This is a genomic window from Pseudidiomarina xizangensis (genome assembly GCF_052541995.1).
Map to the genome: position 1 here is coordinate 1 of NZ_JBOBQA010000003.1, position 16,384 is coordinate 16,384.

Genomic DNA, 16,384 nt, shown 5'->3' on the forward strand with positions numbered 1-16,384 from the left:
TCTATTCAACCCGCATAAAAAAAGCTCGCAAACTGCGAGCTTTTACATCAAATGTCAGCTGTTAGGTTACTTCTTCGGGCCGCCTTTGCCACCACCGTTACCACCACCTTTACCGCCACCAGTGTCACCACCGGTATCGCCACCGGAACCACCACAACCGTTAACAGTTAAGTAGTCGACTGCAGTTTTGGTCTGTACCAAGCCGTAGCCATAGGCGTTATCACGACCGGCAGCACCTAAATCTTTGGCTGATGCCTGCAACGCCGCGCGAATTTGATTATTGGTACAGCTGGTGTGATGCGACCAAACTAACGCTGCTACACCAGCGACATGTGGTGTCGCCATTGAGGTGCCATTGAAGAACGCCCAATTGCTATCGACTACGCTTACCGTAGTACTTGCACCTACTTGTCCAAGCAGCGCTGCACCATCAGTATCAGAAATACCCACAGCCGGGATTGAGGCGCTGTATTCACCAAGTGTGCCTAATAACGGGCCAGCTTCATTGTTATACACAATAGCGCCAACGCCACCACCGGCTTCACATGCCTGAACTTTCTCAGCGAAAGAAATCGCACCACGTTCAATCAGACATACCGCGCCGACAGCGCCTGGACAAGCTTGGTCGCCGATACCGCAGTCAGCCAAATTGCCGGTGACTTCCGTTCGCGCTGAGCCATCCATACCATTCGCGTCATAACCAGTACCGGCGACACTCACGGCAACTTTTTCACCCGTGCCACGTGGTACCGAGGAAAGTACAGCTACGCCTGGCCCGGCAAGTTCCACTTGATCGTTCTGTTGCGAAAACGCAGCAATGGTCTCAGTGCTATCAATTGCAGCAACAGATACCACAGCATCATAAGAAGCTGGGTAGGAGTGGCGAGTATTGCCATCGTTACCTGCCGCAGCGATGCTCAATACACCGGCATCGTTTAACTGCCGGAAAGCGCGTTCTTCCGTGCGGTTTGCACGAGAACCACCAAGACTCATGTTGATTACTTGCGCACCTTCAGTCGCACACTGATCAGCCGCAGCAATCAATGAAGATGAATAACTCCAGCCACTAGCACTAAACACTTTTACAATGTGCAAGTTAAGGTTGCCATTCGGCAGTACGCCGACTACCCCGTCACCATTAGCAAGAGCTGCAATTGTGCCAGCAACATGGGTACCATGACCGTTTTCATCGGTGTACCAGTTACCAGAGCCACTATCGAAGCGCCCGGTAACACCTGAAGTTTGTAAATCTGGATGGCCCAGATCATAACCCGAGTCGATGATGCAAACCTTGCGGCTACCAGCACCAGCATCAGAAACTAAATCAGCTTGAACCTGCGCGATACCATAAGGTGTACCTGGCTCATATTGCGAGCTTAACAATTGACGAGGACTATCTTCTTCCACTAAAACGATATTCGGATTATTACGCAGGCCATTTAAAGCAGCCGCAGGAACAGTTATTGCCATTGCGTCATATTTGGCAAGGTCGACCTGCTTGTTACCGCCAGCACGAGCAACGGCTTTCTCTACAGTTGCCTGGCTACCAGGTTTAAATTGGATAATGACCCGCTCTTTATCGTTACCTGCATGGGCAACAGCGCTACTTACCGCAAGGGCGAGGGCTGCTACGGCAAAACTACCACGCTTTACAAAATGCTTAGACATGTTAATCACCTTATTCTTTTTGTTAGTAACTCTTGTTGTTCGACGCAAATAAATGTTTGTTTATCGCACACGATAAAACATATTGAAACATTTAGTGCGGTTAATCAATGTTCAATTGCATACTTTTCGTAAATACAGAATCACACCGTAGCACTAGACTTTTACACCTTAGTGTTTACAATTCGGCCTCGCGCAAGCAATGCCAATACAGACGTACCACGAGAAGGGAGTGTCGATGACACATTTAGCTATACAGCCGCAAAATTACCAACAGCAACTTGCTGAGAAGCAAACACGTTTGAAACGTATGTTGGAGCCCTACACCAGTGCTGAGCTAGACGTGTTCGCTTCGCCGCCATGTCATTACCGCATGCGCGCGGAATTCAGGGTTTGGCATGAAGGCGATGATTTGTTCTACATCATGTTCGACCCCGACACGCGGGAAAAGATCCGCATGGACACTTTCCCTCCCGGCAGCTTATTGATCAATGCATTGATGCCGGAACTGATTAAGCAAATTAAAGATCGGCCGGTGTTGCGGCAAAAGCTGTTTCAGGTCGAGTTCTTAACCACAACGAGTGGCCAAGCATTAATCTCGTTGATTTATCATCGCCAACTTGATGAGGAGTGGGAGCAAGCCGCTAAACAGCTGCGCACTGCATTACAAGCACTTGGAACTATTCATCTTATCGGCCGTTCACGGAAACAGAAAATCAATCTGCAACAGAACTGGGTTGTTGAAGAGCTTGAGATTGCCGGGCGCAATTATAAGTTTCAACAAATCGAGAACAGCTTTACTCAGCCCAATGCGGCAGTAAATATTAAAATGGTGGAATGGGCACTCGCCGCCACTACCGAAACCGAGCACGACCTGCTTGAATTGTACTGTGGCAATGGGAATTTCAGTCTGCCGCTGGCACGCAACTTTAATCGTGTTTTAGCGACCGAAATTAGTAAGGTTTCCGTTGCCTCAGCGCGTTATAACTGTGAACTTAACAACATTGATAACGTCACCGTCGTGCGCATGTCGGCCGAGGATTTTAGTGCGGTCATGAAAGGTGAAAAAGAATCGCGACGTGCGAATGAAGCTGATTTAGCAAGCTTTAATTGTGGCACCGTGGTGGTCGACCCGCCGCGGGCCGGTCTTGATGCTGACACCATTGAACTGGTGCGGAACTACCAGCGAATCGTTTACATTTCTTGTAATCCAGAAACCTTAGTAGACAATTTGCAGAGCTTAACGACCACGCATAACGTTGTGAAATGTGCGCTGTTTGACCAGTTCCCCTACACCCATCATGTTGAAGCTGGTGTGATTATTGAAAAGCGCTAGCGCGAAGTAGTGAGGCCTGACGAGTAAGCTTTAAGTTTACCCAGTGTGCAGCAACGATGAGTGCAGCACCACAGAGAATAATGATAGGTTCGCCCACTTCGCCAAGACTGTCTTTGTGCCAGTAGATTGCTCCACCCGCAACTAACAATACCAGAGGGTAAATGCGAAGATGTTGACGCATGCCCATCACCAAAGCGATAAGTCCAAGCAAGATACTTGTGCCAAGAATCAGCCGTTCAAGCACTTCTTCACCAATGAACGATAAACCGATCAATGACAACATCGGCAGAATCACAGGCAACAACAAGCAGTGCAACGCACACACGGTGGTTACCCACATACCTGTTCTGTCTAATGACCGTTGTGTCATAGCTACTTGCCTTTATCTTCGCTTTGCGATAATTGTTATATTATAACATCACGATGGGATTCGGCAAGTGCCACTGCGATCTTCTTAAGCACGGTCGATGGCGAACGGCAATACTTCGCTAATATGGCTTTTGTTTAAGTGAATCATCAGCAAGCGGTCAAAACCTAAAGCTACACCAGAACATTCAGGCAAGCCGTTCTCCAGTGCTGCTAACAGCCGCGTATCTTCAGGATAATCTGGCTTACTCAGTGCTTTGCGCTGTTCACGGTCACGCTGAAAACGTTGCTGTTGTTCTGCCGCATCCGTCAACTCTTGATAACCATTGACTAACTCAACCCCACCGTAAAATAATTCAAACCGCTGCGCCACGCGCGAGTCGTTTGGGTTTATCTGCGCCAGCGCCGCCTGCGATGCGGGATATTCGGTAACAAAAGTTGGGGTGGCAGCATCAAGGCGAGGTTCGATAACCGTAGCCATAGCGAGATCCAATAAAGTGTCCCGATCGTTCTCGCGCGTCACCAGTTCCGCTAATCCAGGCTGCTTGCTTAACGCCTGTCGCAGCGCAACGACCGCGTCATCGGCCAGCGGGTCAACACCAAGTTGCTGAATAAAAAGATCTTGGTAGCGCACGGTTTGTGTTGGCGGCGCCGCAATCGTAAATTGCAATAAGGCTGCGATCTCCTGCATCAAGTCCGCAGCCGAATAATCGACGCGATACCATTCCAGTAAGGTGAACTCTGGATTGTGTCGCGGGCTTTGCTCATCGTCCCGAAAGACTTTTCCCAACTGATAGATACTGCCGCTGCCGGCAGCTAACAGGCGCTTCATTGCGTATTCAGGAGAGGTTTGCAAAAAATAAGGAGCTGGATCACCAGCCAGATGAGTGCGCAGGTTTTCTAAGTGTACATCGCTTACACCATGATGGCTTAGCACTGGTGTATCGACTTCAAGCACGTCACGTGCAGCAAAAAACGCTCGGACTTTAGCTAATAATGCAGCGCGTTGACGCACTACCTCCAAGGTTGCTGAAGGCTGCCAGGCGTTTGAGCGCTGCATCACTTAACTTAACACTACTATTTCTGTACGCGTGAAACGTATTCACCGCTACGTGTATCGACTTTTATAACTTCACCGATTTGCACAAATAACGGTACGCGCACAACTGCGCCGGTACTTAATGTTGCTGGTTTACCGCCGGTACCTGCGGTGTCACCTTTTAAGCCAGGATCTGTTTCCGTGATTTCCAGCTCAACAAAGTTAGGTGGAGCAACCGTAATCGGGTTGCCATTCCACAACGTTAAGGTGCAGACATCCTGCTCTACCAACCACTTGACCGCATCACTTACAGCTTTTTCATCCGCAGCAATTTGCTCGAAGGTTTCGTTATTCATGAAGTGCCAAAACTCACCATCATTATAAAGATAAGCAAGATCGACATCGATAACATCGGCACCTTCAACGCTATCGCCAGACTTAAACGTCTTCTCGACAACTTTACCGCTAATCAACTTACGGATTCTCACCCGGTTAAAGGCCTGACCTTTGCCCGGCTTAACCATTTCGTTTTCAACGATGGCACAAGGCTCGCCATCTTGCATAATCTTCAATCCAGCCTTGAATTCGTTCGTGCTGTAGTTCGCCATAATTTCCTCTTCATCCGACAGGTTTAGCGATTTCGCGCGCAATAATAAACCATAACTGCGGAATTTTCAGGTAAAATAATGCGTCTAGCTAATGAATTTTAAGAGTGATTTGTGACTGACGTAGCTGATATCGCGGTTCGCCCGGCCTGGCAACAGGCTCTCGCGCAGGCGATTCGAGATCCCGGACAACTAGCTGAGATGTTGGATTTACCCGCCACCTGGGTGTCCAAACATGCTGCTGCTCGCGAGCTTTTCCCTTTGCATGTAACCCGTCACTTCGTCAATTTGATGACGCCGGGCGACATCAACGATCCGCTGTTACGCCAGGTGCTGCCGCATCAAGATGAATTCCTTGAGGCTGAAGGCTTCACCACCGATCCTCTGATCGAACAACAGAGCAGTCAACCAAGTCTGTTACACAAATATCAATCGCGCGTGCTGGTGATCATGCGCGGTGGCTGTGCTATTAACTGTCGCTATTGTTTTCGGCGCCACTTTCCCTACGCCGATCATCACTTTGGTTCGCAGCAACGCGCAGAATTGATCGACTATCTAAAACGCGACCCAGCCATTAACGAAGTTATTGTTAGTGGCGGCGACCCTTTGTTAGCCACCGACCCACAATTTTCGCGCTTACTGGACGAGCTCGAACAGTTACCGCAACTACGCCGGATTCGAATTCACTCACGACTACCAGTGGTGTTACCTGAACGTTTGACCAACGATTTAGCCCAGCGACTGGCACACAGTCCTTTGCAGGCGATTTTGGTGATTCACGCCAATCATCCACAGGAAATTGCACCGCAACTTCAGCGGCGCCTGAAAATCTGGGCCGATGCTGGCATTACTCTGCTAAATCAAAGTGTTCTGCTGCGGGGTATTAATGATGATGCCAAGGTCCTGGCAGAGCTCAGCGAACGCTTGTTTGCCGCGCGGGCTTTACCCTACTACTTGCACCAGCTGGATAAAGTAAAAGGCGCCAGTCACTTTGCCGTGACTGACGCCGATGCGTGTGCTATTGCTGCGCGCTTACGTGCGCAATTACCGGGCTTTTTGGTGCCACGCTTAGTGCGTGAAATTGCTGGCGAGCCCAGCAAAACACCACTTGAGTTAACCCTGTCTTGATCACCGTACGTAGTTAGCGGACGTCGAACTGACGGCGCATCCATTCAGTCATTAAGAGTTTCTCACGGTACAGCGAATCGCCGCTGGTGCCGTGTATGCTGCGCAAGGTAGACGAGCTACTGCCTAAATCTTTCAGCTTTACATCAGCCTCTGCGGCGATAACTTTGCCGCTAGCGTCGGTATAGCTATAAGAAAAGTTCATGGTCGGGAACGACAAACTGTCTAAAACCCGAATATAACCGCTACCGCCAGCACCGTAAGTCGGTTCGATACGACCTGCTAAATCTAAGTCTGTCATGGTAACTGCCAGCTTATGATCTTCAGGCAATTTCGTACCCAGGTCCTGCCAATGCGCCGTTAAATCTGCCATGACACGTTTTTCGAAACGCTCCTGAATATCGCTCACCGCCTCAATGTCCCGGTAATCATCAACACCTTCCCATTTTACGTTCACTTCAGCAGCAAAAACTGTCGTGGTCAGTAAACTTGCAACCAGAACTGTGGTTATACGATTTAATTTTTTCATGATGCACCTCCTTTGGGCTTTAACTTTAAGATGCACACACTGCCGAATTTGTGACAAAAAAAAGCGGCGCTCACCAATGAGCACCGCTTTTCGTTTTCCGGCCTGGGGCTACATCATGCCGCCCCATATAACAAAACCGTGTCGCCTCCGGATAATTCGCCAACCGCCAGGCATCAAACCCCGCAACTAACTCCTCATCAAAAGAGGAGGGGGCTGACACCATCGAATGGGGTTGCTGGAGTTGTGGGTGCTGTGCACGCGAGTGTGAGGCGGTAACGTTGGGGCGAACTGAGAGAGCCAGCAGCTACCCAACCTGGCCCACACCCACTACCAGAATCGCAAATTGCTGCCCTGCCAATGGCTGGTATTCTGCGGTAGTTCGCATTGCATTACCCCTTAGCTGCGGTTAAGTTGGTTTCATGATAACCAAAAAAGCGAAAACAACTATGAAGAAACTACTCACAGCTTTACTCACCGGCGCATTGCTCGCCACAGCCAGCGGCGCGGTGCAAGCCGAAAAGATCGCGCTGGTAGGCGGCAGGCTCATTGATGGCACCGCGGCGCTGCCGGTTCGCAACAGCGTCATTCTGATCGACAACGGTATTATTCAGAAAGTCGGACAACGCGACTCCCTCCCGGTGCCAGAGGGCTACCGGGTAGTATCAACCGAAGGGCATGACGTATTGCCCGGCCTGTGGGAAAACCACGCGCACATTCAGCTGACCGGCCATTCCAATTATGTGCACTGGCAAAAGACTTATCAGGATCGTTTTGTCGACGAAATCATGCCTGCCAGCCTGGTTCAGCTGCTGCTGGCCGGCGTTACCAGCGTCCGTGATCTCGGCGCCCCGCTGGAAGATACCCGCATTATCAAGGAACGGCTCGAAACCGGCGTGATCCCCGGCCCTAATCTGTATGCTTCGGGCCCCTTCCTGCAATATGAAGTCGATGACTGGCAGGCTAATTATCGCTGGGCGGTTCCTACCGTTGAAGACGCCGTACGGAAAGTCAACATATTGGCCGATGCCGGCATGGAGATCGTAAAACTTATCGATCAGGATGACCTGCCGCGGGAAATTGCCCAGGCCATCATTGACCAGGCCCATAAACGCGGCCTGAAAGTAGTCGCCCACGCCCACAAACCCGACGAAATCCGCCTTGGCGTGGAAATGGGTGTGGACAACTTTGAGCACACCGGCCTCACCACCGCCCCGGAATACCCTGCAGATGTTATGACCGCACTAAAAGAGCGCACCGCCACCGGCATCTTCCACGGCTTACTGTTCTGGACACCAACGGTTGAAGGTTTATGGAGCTACGAAGAAACCATCAAAAACCCTGAGCACCTGGATGATAAGTGCTGGCATCGTGGTCTGAAAGCCGACACTATCGCCGACATTAAGCAATCTATTGAGCAGCCAGGCCACCTCACTTATTCACAGTTGGTGCCACTGCGCAAACCAACCCTGAAACGCAAAATCGAGCAGCTCAAAGAATCCGGTGTGGTCCTGCTAATCGGCACCGATTCCGGCATCCCGATGAAGTTTCATTGCCAGAGCACCTGGCACGAGATGGCAGTCTGGGTTGATGAGCTTGGCTTCGAGCCCATGGAAACCATCCGCGCCGCAACCTACTGGCCGGCAGTCATGATGGGCGTACAGGATCGCTACGGCTCAGTCACGGAAGGCAAAGTGGCGGATATTATCGCCATCCGCGGCGACGTGCTCAAGTACATGAACCTGACGCGCAATGTAAACATGGTGATGAAAGACGGCGTGATCTATAAGCAAGACGGCATTGTCAACGAAGCCGCTCTGCAACAACGCTAAGCCCCCCTTCAGCAATAGAAAACAGAGGCCGCAACCGCCAAAAGTTGCGGCCTCTGTCGTTGTGGGATAGCATTTACAGCTAACTCAAATAAAGCACGCAGGATATTGGATAAAGTCAATCTTGATGAAGTTGAAACAAAAAAGGGCAGTACCGAAGCACTACCCTTTCAACTTGGTGTCTACATTGGTGTCTACTTTTATGTCTACATCAAATGTAAGCGACTGATTTTAAAGAAGTATTAAAATACCCCTTTGATTACATCATGCCGCCCATTCCGCCCATGCCACCCATGTCAGGGGCTGGGGCTTCATCTTTTGGTAACTCTGCCACCATAGCTTCGGTGGTGATCATCAGAGCTGCAACAGATGCGGCGAACTGTAATGCTGAACGAGTCACTTTAGTTGGATCCAAAATGCCCATTTCCAGCATGTCGCCGTAGGTGTCATTACCGGCGTTGTAGCCGTAGTTGCCTTCACCGTTTTTCACGTTGTTGGCAACGACTGAGCCTTCAGCGCCAGCGTTCATTGCGATTTGACGTAATGGTGATTCCATTGCACGCAATGCCAACTTGATACCGACGTTCTGGTCTTCGTTGTCACCACGCAGGTCGCCCAGTTTGCTAGCTGCACGTACAAGTGCAACACCGCCGCCTGGGACAACGCCTTCTTCGACCGCAGCACGGGTTGCATGCAAGGCATCTTCAACGCGCGTTTTCTTCTCTTTCATTTCCATTTCGGTCGCAGCGCCAACTTTGATGACCGCAACACCGCCAGCTAACTTAGCCAGACGTTCTTGCAATTTCTCTTTGTCGTAATCTGAAGATGTATCTTCAATTTGCTGTTTGATCTGAGACACACGGCCTTCGATTGCTGCTTCATCGCCGTTACCATCAACAATAGTAGTGTTGTCTTTGCTGATCACGACGCGCTTCGCAGTACCAAGCTCTTCCAGCTGCGCTTTCTCAAGTTCCATACCGATTTCTTCAGAAATCACGGTTCCACCGGTCAATACTGCGATGTCTTGCAACATGGCTTTACGGCGGTCGCCGAAGCCAGGTGCTTTCACTGCAGTGACTTTTACGATGCCACGCATATTGTTGACAACCAAGGTCGCTAAGGCTTCGCCTTCAACGTCTTCGGCAATGATCAACAATGGCTTGCCTGATTTCGCTACGCCTTCAAGGGTCGGTAATAACTCACGGATATTTGAGATTTTCTTATCAACTAACAGGATGTAAGGGCTCTCAAGTTCAACGGTGCCATTTTCCTGATTATTGATGAAGTAAGGCGACAAGTAACCACGGTCGAATTGCATACCTTCAACCACGTCAAGTTCGTCTTGTAATGCCTGACCTTCTTCGACAGTGATAACACCTTCGTTACCAACTTTTTCCATCGCTTTTGCAATGATTTCACCGATGGTCTTATCAGCGTTTGCAGAAATTGTACCGACCTGCGCGATGGCCTTGTTGTTATCGCAAGGCTGCGAGATCTTTTTCAGTTCTTCTACAGCACTGATCACAGCTTTGTCGATGCCACGTTTTAAATCCATTGGATTCATGCCCGCAGCAACGGCTTTCAAGCCTTCGCTAACAATCGATTGTGCCAAAACAGTTGCTGTCGTGGTGCCGTCCCCAGCTTCGTCATTCGCTCTTGACGCTACTTCTTTCACCATTTGGGCGCCCATATTCTCGAACTTGTCTTCAAGTTCGATTTCTTTTGCCACTGAAACACCATCTTTGGTGATAACAGGTGCGCCAAATGATTTTTCTAGTACCACGTTACGGCCTTTTGGACCCAACGTTACTTTTACTGCATCGGCTAATATGTTCACGCCTTTCAACATACGTTGGCGTGCGGTATTTCCAAATTTGACTTCTTTAGCTGCCATGTTCGTTGTCCTCTTAAAAAAACTGTACCTGGGAAGATTAACCTTCGACGATCGCGAGAATGTCCGCTTCGTTCATGATCAAGTATTCTTCGCCGTCGATTTTTTGGGTTTTCACACCATAGCCTTCATTGAACAACACACTGTCGCCAACTTTGACGTCGAGCGCTTTTACTTCACCGTTGTCCAAAATACGGCCATTACCGACTGCCATGACTTCGCCGCGGGTAGATTTCTCCGCTGCGGAGCCAGTCAGTACAATACCGCCGGCAGATTTGGTTTCTGCTTCCGAACGTTTAATGATCACACGATCATGTAAAGGACGAAGTTTCATCGTTGATAACTCCTAAACCTAAGTAGTGGATGGATAACTTGCCCTTGTGATTCCTCACCGGGGCTGTTAAAAAGTTTGTGCCTCAGTTATGGGGGGGCAAAAGCCGGAACTCAAGGCTTAAGGCAAATTTTTTTTCTACTTTGAAAACTAATTTTGATAATCAAGGATGCAATATGACCACACCCTTTCAAGTTGTTCTTTGCAGCTGTCCCGATAAAGGTACCGCCAAAGCTATTGCCGAGAAGGTTCTGCGTGCGGGACTAGCGGCCTGTGTTAATATAGGCGCTCTTTCTACGTCTATTTATTGGTGGGACGATCACTTGCATAGTGATGACGAAGTGATGTTGGCGATTAAAACTTCACAAGAGCACCTTGAAGCTCTGTTCGCTATGGTCCAAACAGCTCACCCTTATGAAGTCGCAGAACTAATCGCTTTGCCGATAACGGCAGGCAGCGAAGCTTATTTAAATTGGTTAAAAGAGGTAACAAGCTGATGCGGCAAAACGGGAACACCCTGATTTTCACTATACTGTTCATATTCATCGGTTTTATTTGGGCAGCAGAAGCTCAAGATTTTTCCGATACGAGTTCAGATCCATTTGCCCAATCAGAATTCCTTCCCGTTGATCAAGCGTTTCAGTTCGATTTCCGCCAACAAAGCAAAAAGCTTACTCTGCGATTCGAGATTGCCGAGGGTTACTACCTCTATCAACACCGATTCAGTTTTGGTGATTCAGTTCCGCTTGCAGAACAGGTTCAGCTGCCACCGGGGGAAGCGCATTACGATGAGTTCTTTGGCGAGTCCACTATTTATCGCAAGCAGCTCGAATTTACTCTGTTATTGGCTAACACCAATGCAGAATCGATCACCATAACCTATCAAGGCTGTGCCGACGCTGGCTTGTGTTACCCGCCAACCAGCAAAAACATCCCATTATCAGCCGTCACTGACTCGGTTGCTGTTACGCCTGGTGTAGCAGCAACTAACCGCGCCGCTACCCCAGTTATTAATGTCGAACAAGTCGCCGCTAATAGTCAGCAGTTTAGTGCGACAGGCTTATTTGATGACTTGAATGAACAACCTTTAATTTGGTTGTTAGGTATTTTCTTACTTGCCGGGATCGGACTGGCTTTCACACCTTGTGTGCTGCCCATGTATCCCATTTTGTCGACCATCATTATGGGCTCACAACAGCGCTTATCAACCGGCCGTGCGTTTACCTTATCCTTCGCTTACGTGCAGGGTTTGGCGCTTACCTACTCGTTGCTGGGCATCGTGGTGGCCATGGCTGGATTGCGCTTCCAGGCGATGCTGCAACACCCGGTGGTACTGATAATCCTGGCGGTACTTTTCATCGCACTGGCTTTAAGTATGCTGGGTTTGTATACCTTGCAACTGCCAGACAAGTGGCAAAACTATCTTAATGAGATGAGTCAGCGTCAGCGGGGCGGGGCCCATCGCAGCGTGTTTGTTATGGGTGCGCTGTCCGGTTTAATTGCTTCCCCCTGTACTACGGCTCCACTCTCTGGCGCGCTATTGTTTATTGCCCAGACCGGTAACCTTACCGTCGGCGCGAGTGTGCTTTACGCGTTAAGTCTGGGTATGGGGATCCCATTGATTTTGTTCGGCACCACCGGAGGCAAACTGCTTCCCAAAGCCGGTCCATGGATGAACATCATCAAACGCGCCTTTGGCGTTATCTTGTTGGCCGTGGCAGTGCTCTTTGTTGAACGTCTATTACCCATTCATCTGGCCGATTGGCTCTGGGTCGTCTTTATCTCGTTAAGCGCGCTCTTCCTAATTACCAGCACCCTGCGTGATAGCGAAGCTGCAGCCGGAATCGCTCTGAGCTCGCTCTGGCTAGTGCTTGCTGCCTGGTTGCTAATACTATGGTGGCCACAAGGCGAGCATCAGCGCTTACCCTTTCTCAAAGTGGATTCAGTCGCTGCGATTGAACAACAACTTGCAACAGCTAAGGATGACCAATTGGTGATGTTCGATCTCTATGCCGACTGGTGTGTAGCCTGTAAAGAGTTCGAGCGTTATACCTTTAGTAACCCGCAAGTTCAAAACGCATTAAGTGATGTGGTGCTACTGCAAGCAGACGTTACGGCAAACTCCACCAATAACAATGAAATTCTGCAACGCTATCGCGTACTTGGCTTACCGACGATTTTATTTTTTCGCGACGGCGAGCCCCTTGAACAAGCACGCGTTGCTGGATTTTTAGACGCACAAGCCTTCTTGCAGCATCTGCAAAAGCTAGAGTCTACGCAACAATTGCAGTGATCTTCGGTGATAAGACCAGTATTTTGCTGCGTTTTGGCTCATTTTAACTATAATGCCAAGTTACCGATGAGAAAAAGCGAGGGATCCTGCGGGTTTCCTTGGTAATTTCTAATAACGCAACAACTTCGCAGCAGATAGCAGCAAAATGGCAGAAAATACTAAACATACTTATCGAATCATGTTGTTAAACGGACCCAACCTGAACCTTCTCGGTCAGCGGGAGCCAGACATTTATGGTTCAGAAACACTGTCTCACATTGAAGGTAATCTGCGGCATCACGCTGAAGCTGTCGGTGTCACTTTAGACTGCCGTCAATCGAATGCTGAACATGAGCTGCTCGAATGGGTACATGAAGCTGCGGGCAGCAAAGTTGATTTTATTATTATCAATCCCGCAGCCTTTACCCATACCAGTATTGCGCTTCGGGACGCGCTAGCCGGCGTTAATATCCCGTTTATCGAAGTGCATCTGTCAAACATTCATGCACGCGAAACATTTCGTCGTCACTCGTATCTTGCCGAATTAGCTGTAGGGGTTATTTGCGGCTTCGGTGCGCAAGGTTATGAACTTGCCTTGCAGGCTGCAGTCTCAAATTTACAACAGCATTAATCTAATTAACTACATCAGTATGGGGTCATAACAGATCATGGATATTCGTAAAATAAAAAAGCTGATTGAACTGGTCGAAGAATCAGGTATCGCCGAATTAGAAATCACCGAGGGCGAGGAATCAGTACGAATTCATCGTGGCAGTAGTCAGATGGCTGCACCAATGCAGTACGCAGCACCAATACAACAACAAACGGCCCCTGCACCGGCAGCGCCAGCACCAGCAGCGCCTGCCGCTGAAGCTGCAGAACCAGAAATAACCGGCCACATCGTACGGTCCCCAATGGTCGGCACCTACTATGGTGCACCAGCACCTGGCGCCAGTGATTTCGTTTCCGTCGGACAGCAAATAAAAGCTGGTGAAACCCTCTGCATCGTCGAAGCAATGAAGATGATGAACCAAATCGAAGCTGATAAAGGCGGCGTGGTCAAGCAAATCTTGGTCGAAAACGGCGAGCCGGTAGAATTCGATCAACCCTTGTTCGTGATCGAGTAAATGCATCAATTCGGGACATCATCATGTTAGATAAGGTTGTCATTGCAAACCGAGGCGAAATTGCGCTGCGCATACTGCGCGCTTGCAAAGAACTCGGCATTAAAACTGTAGCGGTGCACTCCACCATCGATCGTAATCTCAAGCATGTATTACTTGCTGATGAGTCGATTTGTATCGGTAAAGCACCAGCCAACGAAAGCTACTTAAATATTCCACGTATTATCAGTGCGGCGGAAATTACTGACGCTGCGGCAATCCACCCTGGCTATGGCTTCTTAGCGGAAAACGCTGACTTCGCCGAGCAGGTGGAGAATTCAGGCTTCATTTTTGTCGGCCCGACCGCTGATGTCATTCGTTTAATGGGCGATAAAGTATCGGCTATCGAAGCGATGAAGAAGGCTGGCGTACCTTGCGTACCCGGCTCGGGCGGTCCGTTAGACGACGATGAACAGACCAACATCAAGGTCGCCGAACGCATTGGCTATCCAGTTATCGTTAAAGCTGCCGGAGGCGGCGGTGGTCGTGGTATGCGCGTCGTTCGTAAAGAAGAAGAACTGGTCCGCGCCATCAGCACCACCAAAGCCGAAGCCGGTGCAGCCTTTGGCAACTCTATGGTCTACATGGAGAAGTTTCTGGAAAATCCACGCCACATCGAAATTCAGGTGTTGGCGGATGGCCAGGGTAGCGCCGTCTATTTAGGTGAGCGCGACTGTTCCATGCAGCGCCGTCATCAAAAAGTTGTCGAAGAAGCTCCAGCTCCTGGTATTACTCCAGAGGTACGCAGGTTTATTGGTGAACGCTGTGCCAAAGCCTGTATAGAGATTGGCTATCGCGGCGCCGGTACCTTTGAATTCTTGTATGAAAATGGCGAGTTCTACTTCATTGAAATGAATACACGTATTCAGGTAGAGCACCCAGTTACGGAAATGATCACCGGCATTGACCTCATCAAAGAGCAATTGCGCATCGCAGCAGGTCAGCCGTTATCATTTTCGCAAGAAGAAGTAGTGATTCGCGGGCATGCCGTTGAGTGTCGTATTAACGCCGAAGATCCAGATACCTTTGTACCATCGCCCGGTTTGATCAGTCGTTTTCACCCGCCAGGTGGTTTAGGCGTGCGTTGGGATTCCCACGTGTATGCGGACTACCGCGTACCACCAAATTACGATTCCATGATTGGTAAACTGGTGACTTACGGTGAGAATCGCGAGGTTGCCATTGCGCGCATGCGCAACGCATTGAGCGAGCTGATCATTGAAGGCATCAAAACTAACGTGCCGTTGCAGAAAGATATTATGGCCGATGCGAACTTCCAGCAGGGTGGTACTAATATCCACTATCTGGAGAAGAAACTGGGTATGGGTGGTCATTAACACCCATGCCATGGATTCAACTTACGGTTGCCGCTCCTGAGCAGCATGCGCCCCTCGTGGGCGACATGTTGCACGGCGACGGCGCACTCGCTGTAACCTATCGAGATGCACAAGATAATCCGATTTTTGAACCTCCTTTAGGTGAAGTTCTGTACTGGCAAGAAACCCTTGTAACCGGGCTTTTCCCTGCCGAAACTGACCTCCGTCCGATACTCGAAAACCTTAAACAGTCACGCTACTTTGACGAGACGTTTAACTACAAAACGGATCAATTAGAAGACAAAGACTGGGAACGCGAATGGATGGATAATTTTCACCCCATGCAGTTTGGCCAACGTCTTTGGGTTTGTCCGAGTTGGCGGGAAATCCCTCAACCAGAAGCTGTTAATATTATCCTCGATCCAGGTATGGCGTTCGGTACCGGTACTCACCCGACCACCGCCCTATGCCTGACCTGGCTTGATAGTCAGGATCTTACTGGCAAAACAGTCGTAGATTTCGGTTGTGGCTCAGGCATTCTGGCGATCGCTGCACTATTGTTAGGAGCTGAGCGAGCGATTGGCATCGATATTGATCAACAAGCTCTAATTGCCAGTAAAGACAACGCTGAACGTAACGGTGTCACTGACAAGTTAGAAGTGTACTTGCCGAGTAATCAACCCAACTTAGCTGCTGATATTGTGCTGGCGAATGTGCTTGCTGGCCCACTGCAGGAGCTTGCTGAGATTATTCAGGCCTATGTAGGTGAAAATGGTCAACTCGTGATGTCTGGTATCCTGCAGCGACAAATAGAGCAGGTCGAGTCGGCGTATCAAACAAACTTTGTGTTTAGCGCGCCGCAAGTGCAAGATGAATGGGTGATGCTCCACGCACACCGTAAACATTAGATTGTCACACAA

The 16,384-nt window shown here is 49.5% G+C and carries 16 protein-coding genes; 9 read left to right on the plus strand and 7 right to left on the minus strand.

What is annotated here, in order from left to right:
• Nucleotides 1-66: 66 nt before the first annotated feature.
• Entirely contained in the window at nucleotides 67-1,668 is a 1,602-nt protein-coding gene (locus ACQ5ES_RS08495; protein WP_445015827.1) for a S8 family serine peptidase, read from the minus strand.
• A gap of 235 nt (nucleotides 1,669-1,903) precedes the next feature.
• On the opposite strand from ACQ5ES_RS08495, the gene trmA reads away from it, so the two are divergent.
• Nucleotides 1,904-3,001 (plus strand): tRNA (uridine(54)-C5)-methyltransferase TrmA, encoded by a 1,098-nt coding sequence (gene trmA / locus ACQ5ES_RS08500; protein WP_445015829.1) that lies wholly within the window; start codon nucleotides 1,904-1,906, stop codon nucleotides 2,999-3,001.
• On the opposite strand, the gene ACQ5ES_RS08505 is transcribed toward trmA, so the two are convergent.
• The 3 genes from ACQ5ES_RS08505 to efp form a co-directional block, all read right to left on the minus strand.
• The gene (locus ACQ5ES_RS08505) at nucleotides 2,985-3,371 is read right to left on the minus strand and encodes a MerC domain-containing protein (RefSeq protein ID WP_445015831.1); all 387 of its coding nucleotides are present in this window, start codon (nucleotides 3,369-3,371) and stop codon (nucleotides 2,985-2,987) included. The genes trmA and ACQ5ES_RS08505 overlap by 17 nt on opposite strands.
• A gap of 84 nt (nucleotides 3,372-3,455) precedes the next feature.
• Nucleotides 3,456-4,427 (minus strand): EF-P lysine aminoacylase EpmA, encoded by a 972-nt coding sequence (epmA, locus tag ACQ5ES_RS08510; protein ID WP_445015833.1) that lies wholly within the window; start codon nucleotides 4,425-4,427, stop codon nucleotides 3,456-3,458.
• 17 nt (nucleotides 4,428-4,444) lie between these two features.
• Nucleotides 4,445-5,014 carry an elongation factor P gene (gene efp, locus ACQ5ES_RS08515; RefSeq protein ID WP_445015835.1) on the minus strand — a complete coding sequence of 190 codons (570 nt, stop codon included), beginning with the start codon at nucleotides 5,012-5,014 and terminating at the stop codon, nucleotides 4,445-4,447.
• Between the two features lie 111 nt (nucleotides 5,015-5,125).
• Between efp and epmB the strand changes: the two genes are divergently transcribed.
• A complete protein-coding gene (gene epmB, locus ACQ5ES_RS08520) occupies nucleotides 5,126-6,139 on the plus strand; it encodes an EF-P beta-lysylation protein EpmB (protein WP_445015837.1) in 1,014 nt (337 codons plus the stop codon).
• Between the two features lie 13 nt (nucleotides 6,140-6,152).
• On the opposite strand, the gene ACQ5ES_RS08525 is transcribed toward epmB, so the two are convergent.
• Entirely contained in the window at nucleotides 6,153-6,665 is a 513-nt protein-coding gene (locus ACQ5ES_RS08525; RefSeq protein ID WP_445015839.1) for a DUF3016 domain-containing protein, read from the minus strand.
• Nucleotides 6,666-7,084: 419 nt separating this feature from the next.
• Between ACQ5ES_RS08525 and ACQ5ES_RS08530 the strand changes: the two genes are divergently transcribed.
• Nucleotides 7,085-8,494 carry an amidohydrolase family protein gene (locus tag ACQ5ES_RS08530; RefSeq protein ID WP_445015841.1) on the plus strand — a complete coding sequence of 470 codons (1,410 nt, stop codon included), beginning with the start codon at nucleotides 7,085-7,087 and terminating at the stop codon, nucleotides 8,492-8,494.
• A 256-nt stretch (nucleotides 8,495-8,750) separates the two neighbouring features.
• Here ACQ5ES_RS08530 and groL read toward each other — a convergent pair whose 3' ends face one another.
• Together groL and ACQ5ES_RS08540 are read right to left on the minus strand one after the other, a co-directional pair.
• Nucleotides 8,751-10,385 (minus strand): chaperonin GroEL, encoded by a 1,635-nt coding sequence (gene groL, locus ACQ5ES_RS08535; RefSeq protein ID WP_445015843.1) that lies wholly within the window; start codon nucleotides 10,383-10,385, stop codon nucleotides 8,751-8,753.
• A gap of 37 nt (nucleotides 10,386-10,422) precedes the next feature.
• The gene (locus ACQ5ES_RS08540) at nucleotides 10,423-10,716 is read right to left on the minus strand and encodes a co-chaperone GroES (RefSeq protein ID WP_445015845.1); all 294 of its coding nucleotides are present in this window, start codon (nucleotides 10,714-10,716) and stop codon (nucleotides 10,423-10,425) included.
• A 173-nt stretch (nucleotides 10,717-10,889) separates the two neighbouring features.
• On the opposite strand from ACQ5ES_RS08540, the gene cutA reads away from it, so the two are divergent.
• The 6 genes from cutA (at nucleotide 10,890) to prmA (ending at nucleotide 16,372) form a co-directional block, all read left to right on the plus strand.
• Nucleotides 10,890-11,210, plus strand: a complete 321-nt coding sequence (gene cutA, locus ACQ5ES_RS08545; protein ID WP_445015847.1) for a divalent-cation tolerance protein CutA — start codon at nucleotides 10,890-10,892, stop codon at nucleotides 11,208-11,210.
• The gene (locus ACQ5ES_RS08550; protein WP_445015849.1) at nucleotides 11,210-13,006 is read left to right on the plus strand and encodes a protein-disulfide reductase DsbD; all 1,797 of its coding nucleotides are present in this window, start codon (nucleotides 11,210-11,212) and stop codon (nucleotides 13,004-13,006) included. The genes cutA and ACQ5ES_RS08550 overlap by 1 nt, the downstream gene beginning before the upstream one ends.
• Nucleotides 13,007-13,151: 145 nt before the next feature.
• Nucleotides 13,152-13,616 (plus strand): type II 3-dehydroquinate dehydratase, encoded by a 465-nt coding sequence (aroQ, locus tag ACQ5ES_RS08555; protein ID WP_445015851.1) that lies wholly within the window; start codon nucleotides 13,152-13,154, stop codon nucleotides 13,614-13,616.
• A gap of 37 nt (nucleotides 13,617-13,653) precedes the next feature.
• The gene (accB, locus tag ACQ5ES_RS08560; protein WP_445015853.1) at nucleotides 13,654-14,112 is read left to right on the plus strand and encodes an acetyl-CoA carboxylase biotin carboxyl carrier protein; all 459 of its coding nucleotides are present in this window, start codon (nucleotides 13,654-13,656) and stop codon (nucleotides 14,110-14,112) included.
• A 23-nt stretch (nucleotides 14,113-14,135) separates the two neighbouring features.
• Nucleotides 14,136-15,485 carry an acetyl-CoA carboxylase biotin carboxylase subunit gene (gene accC / locus ACQ5ES_RS08565; protein WP_445015855.1) on the plus strand — a complete coding sequence of 450 codons (1,350 nt, stop codon included), beginning with the start codon at nucleotides 14,136-14,138 and terminating at the stop codon, nucleotides 15,483-15,485.
• A gap of 5 nt (nucleotides 15,486-15,490) precedes the next feature.
• Nucleotides 15,491-16,372, plus strand: a complete 882-nt coding sequence (gene prmA, locus ACQ5ES_RS08570; RefSeq protein WP_445015857.1) for a 50S ribosomal protein L11 methyltransferase — start codon at nucleotides 15,491-15,493, stop codon at nucleotides 16,370-16,372.
• The last annotated feature ends 12 nt before the right edge of the window (nucleotides 16,373-16,384 follow it).

Excerpts from the sequence above, each read along its gene's own strand:
- trmA (WP_445015829.1), top strand. The coding sequence starts at position 1,904 with ATGACACATTTAGCTATACAGCCGCAAAATTACCAACAGCAACTTGCT.
- accB (WP_445015853.1), top strand. The coding sequence starts at position 13,654 with ATGGATATTCGTAAAATAAAAAAGCTGATTGAACTGGTCGAAGAATCA.
- ACQ5ES_RS08550 (WP_445015849.1), top strand. The coding sequence starts at position 11,210 with ATGCGGCAAAACGGGAACACCCTGATTTTCACTATACTGTTCATATTC.
- ACQ5ES_RS08525 (WP_445015839.1), bottom strand. The coding sequence starts at position 6,665 with ATGAAAAAATTAAATCGTATAACCACAGTTCTGGTTGCAAGTTTACTG.
- cutA (WP_445015847.1), top strand. The coding sequence starts at position 10,890 with ATGACCACACCCTTTCAAGTTGTTCTTTGCAGCTGTCCCGATAAAGGT.
- epmA (WP_445015833.1), bottom strand. The coding sequence starts at position 4,427 with ATGCAGCGCTCAAACGCCTGGCAGCCTTCAGCAACCTTGGAGGTAGTG.
- ACQ5ES_RS08530 (WP_445015841.1), top strand. The coding sequence starts at position 7,085 with ATGATAACCAAAAAAGCGAAAACAACTATGAAGAAACTACTCACAGCT.
- accC (WP_445015855.1), top strand. The coding sequence starts at position 14,136 with ATGTTAGATAAGGTTGTCATTGCAAACCGAGGCGAAATTGCGCTGCGC.
- ACQ5ES_RS08540 (WP_445015845.1), bottom strand. The coding sequence starts at position 10,716 with ATGAAACTTCGTCCTTTACATGATCGTGTGATCATTAAACGTTCGGAA.
- aroQ (WP_445015851.1), top strand. The coding sequence starts at position 13,152 with ATGGCAGAAAATACTAAACATACTTATCGAATCATGTTGTTAAACGGA.
- ACQ5ES_RS08505 (WP_445015831.1), bottom strand. The coding sequence starts at position 3,371 with ATGACACAACGGTCATTAGACAGAACAGGTATGTGGGTAACCACCGTG.
- ACQ5ES_RS08495 (WP_445015827.1), bottom strand. The coding sequence starts at position 1,668 with ATGTCTAAGCATTTTGTAAAGCGTGGTAGTTTTGCCGTAGCAGCCCTC.
- prmA (WP_445015857.1), top strand. The coding sequence starts at position 15,491 with ATGCCATGGATTCAACTTACGGTTGCCGCTCCTGAGCAGCATGCGCCC.
- efp (WP_445015835.1), bottom strand. The coding sequence starts at position 5,014 with ATGGCGAACTACAGCACGAACGAATTCAAGGCTGGATTGAAGATTATG.
- groL (WP_445015843.1), bottom strand. The coding sequence starts at position 10,385 with ATGGCAGCTAAAGAAGTCAAATTTGGAAATACCGCACGCCAACGTATG.